The 2,309-nt window shown below is 34.1% G+C and carries 2 protein-coding genes; both read right to left on the bottom strand.

Annotation, left to right across the window (positions count from 1 at the left end; genetic code table 11):
* Positions 1 to 697 precede the first annotated feature (697 nt).
* The gene (locus tag Q361_RS13425) at positions 698 to 1,159 is read right to left on the bottom strand and encodes a hypothetical protein (protein WP_146047054.1); all 462 of its coding nucleotides are present in this window, start codon (positions 1,157 to 1,159) and stop codon (positions 698 to 700) included.
* A 178-nt stretch (positions 1,160 to 1,337) separates the two neighbouring features.
* Complete coding sequence (locus Q361_RS13420) at positions 1,338 to 2,156, bottom strand: alpha/beta hydrolase (protein ID WP_103727234.1); 819 nt, start codon at positions 2,154 to 2,156, stop codon at positions 1,338 to 1,340.
* Between the last annotated feature and the right edge of the window lie 153 nt (positions 2,157 to 2,309).

Raw genomic sequence — 2,309 nt, 5'->3', positions numbered from 1 at the left:
AAAAGTGGACATTTCGTCAAGTCTTAAAATTCAAATGGTTGTTCAAACTAAAATGTTTGACTTCTGAATTTCGTCGGAAGTATGGCACACAACGTTTCGCGGCTTGACGCAGAAGCGAAGCCAGCGAACGGCTAAATTTCTGTTAAAGATAAACATTTTCGTGAAAAACAGACTTCAATTTAAAATTAAATGAGCTATTGCGCCAAACCGCTGTTGCCTGCTGTGCGAATCTGCGTTTTTTCTGTTGTCTGTCGAGTAGTTATTTTCTTTCAGTTTTTCAGTTTTTTTTCCGCTTTCGCCTGTAATAAAATTCCGTTTTAGAAGTTTCAAATTTTCTTGCCAGTTTCTCCTTTTAAAATATTTGAAATTTCACGTTTTAAGTAGAAATTTCCGCACGTTTTCTGTTAGATTTCAGTTTCTGTCCGATTTCGTTCAGCCGTAATTTTCTGATAAAGATCCAACAAAAAAATAAAAGAAAAAACCACGAAGTTGAAACATTCATAATTTTTTCTTTAATAAACCAGGAAAAATTTCTTCCGGAATTTTTCCGCGTATAGTAGGCAACGTCTCGCGGCTTCAAGAAGTGGCGAACTTCGTGACCGCTTAACTTTCCACTAAGATAGTATTTCTTGCGAAAGAAAAATGTGAATTTACCACATTTTTCGCCATTTCTTGAAACCGCTGTTACAAGCAGTTATTATATTTTATATTCCAAATTGCAATTCATTTCAATTTCTGGCGTTTGCAAATCTTTACCTTTTCTTGGTTCTGTTGAATATAATCTTGCTTTGAATTCGTATTTTCCTTCAGTATTATTTTCAATAATAGTTTTAAATGTCTTTGGAATTGCCCAAAACTTTAAGAATTTAAACTTTGAGAAATCTTTTTGAAGTTGACTTTTGCTTTCGATGACGATTGTATAAACACCATTTTTGGAATCAAAAACTATGTTTGAGCTCTCATCTTCTGTAAAGTTGAGTTTTACACCGTCAATTGTCAATTCCGCTTTTTCAATTCCTTCATCTATATCTTGTATTTCTGCTTTGAATGTAGTTCGTCCAGATTCAGATTTGCAAGTCAAATGAGCAGTCGCAGAGCCAACCGATTTGAATGAAGTCAAAGCAAGAATTAGTAATGAGCAAATGATTATTTTCTTCATAATGTTTTTCTGTTTTGCGGATTTTTTAGATAATTGCTTGTAACGTTTTACGGCTTGGCGATGTGGCGGAAATTTAGCACAAAAGTTCAATAGATTTCTGCTGTTGAACTTTGCACAAACGTTTCATAGAAGCACTTCAGCCGCCATATTGCCAAACCGATGTTGTGCGTTCGGCTTTTTATTCAGTTTTGTTGAGTGTCCAAATAATTGCTTTCTCCTTAGTTGCTCTAAAAATTGTCGTATGTTTTTCTTTTGGTTCGTCAGAAAATTTCCATTTAATATTTGTTAGATTTTCTGCCTTCAAAATTTCAGCTAATTCTTTTGTATAAGGCGAAACATCTTCTGCGTTTGAACCTGCAAACCAAATTCGTTTTTCAGTAGATGGGAAATTTGCTAAATGTTCTTTTGCTGTCCTTACCAAATAATGATTGTTCCACCAAAGTGAAGGGTCAAAAGCGATATAATTGTCAAACATTTCAGGTGTCAAGAAAAATGTTTCCATTACAAAAAGTCCTGATGCAGATTCTCCAATTATACTTTTTTCAGTTGTTGTTCTGTATCGTTTGCTAATTTCTGGGAAAAGTTCGTCTTTGATAAAGGCTCTAAATTTTTCTGAACCACCAACAACTGTTGCAATTTCTTTGTCTTTCGCTACTTCTGTAAATCCCGTTAAATCTCTTCTTCTTTGTGTGTTTTCAATTCCTACAAGTATTAGAGGTTTTATTTTGTTTTCTTTTATCAGTTTAGCCAAAGTATTTGCAATGTGCGGAAAGTCTTCTTTTATTCCTCCATCTGCCATATACATTACTGGCAAAGAGTCTTTACTTGCTTTATAATTTTCAGGTGTCCAAACGTTGATTACTCTTTCTTCTCCAACTTGTTTAGATTGAATTTTAAAAGTTTCGTGTTTTGGAATAGGGTCGTTCGGTTTTGATGCGTTTGAGCAACTTGTCAATGTTACAAGTAAAAAAAGTAAGTTGTAATAAATATGTTTCATATTTTCTGTTTATTGTCTGTTTGTTTGTTTTGTATGCTGTCGTTTTAAGCTGACGCACAACGTTTCCCGGCTTGGAGCAGAAGCGAAGCCAGCGAACGGCTAAATTTCTGCTAAAGATAAAATATTTTCGTGAAAAACGTACTTCAATTTAAG

It is taken from the genome of Flavobacterium croceum DSM 17960 (assembly GCF_002917885.1).
Taxonomy (GTDB): Bacteria; Bacteroidota; Bacteroidia; order Flavobacteriales; family Flavobacteriaceae; genus Flavobacterium; species Flavobacterium croceum.
This window is presented reverse-complemented; position numbering and strand designations above follow the sequence as displayed.